Annotated in this window: 1 protein-coding gene; it reads right to left on the bottom strand. The window is 67.9% G+C overall.

Features of this window, described 5'->3' with window-relative positions:
• The coding region (locus J4F42_21530) for an ABC transporter ATP-binding protein (protein MCE2488104.1) at positions 1–631 on the bottom strand (631 nt) is incomplete at its 3' end.
• Between the last annotated feature and the right edge of the window lie 125 nt (positions 632–756).

The following is a 756-nucleotide window of genomic DNA, read 5'->3' as shown; positions in this document are numbered from 1 at the left end:
GGCCGTAGCGACGGCGCAGGTCAACCAGCAGGTTGATGATCTGGGCCTGAATCGACACGTCGAGGGCGCTGACCGCCTCGTCACACACGATGAATTCGGGCTGGAGCGAAATAGCCCGCGCAATACTGATCCGCTGGCGCTGGCCGCCCGAAAATTCGTGCGGATAGCGGTACAGCGCGGTGGCGTCCAGACCAACCTCGCGCAACAGACGGGTGGCGACCGCGTCCAGGCTGCTGTCAAGCTGACCGTGCTGTCTGAGACCCTCGGTGACAATGTCGCGTACCGCCAGGCGGGGGTTAAGCGAGGAGTAAGGGTCCTGGAAGATCATCTGCAGCCGCCGACGCAGGGGTCGCAGGGCCGATTCGCCGAGGCTCAGCAGATCCTGCCCGTTGTACACCACCCGGCCGCCGCTGGCCCGCTCCAGGCGCAGGATCGTCCGGCCCAGGGTGGTTTTGCCACAGCCCGACTCGCCGACCAGCCCCAGCGTCTCGCCCGGATAGATGTCAAACGACACGCCGTCCACGGCCTTGATAGAGCCGCGACTGGGCGAGAACAGCAGCCGGCGGATGGGAAACCACGTCCGCAGGTCTTGCACGCTGAGCAGCGCTTGGCCCGAACCCGCCTCAGCCATGCCGGTCCTCCCCGTCCGAGAGCGGCTCGGTGGCGCGGAAACAGGCGACCTGGCGGCCGTCGGCCAGCCGCTCCAGCGGCGGCGCCTGGGTTCGGCAGCGCTCAATCGCAATCGGGCAGCGGGCG

It is taken from the genome of Desulfurellaceae bacterium (assembly GCA_021296095.1).
Taxonomy (GTDB): Bacteria; Desulfobacterota; Binatia; order Bin18; family Bin18; genus JAAXHF01.
This window is presented reverse-complemented; position numbering and strand designations above follow the sequence as displayed.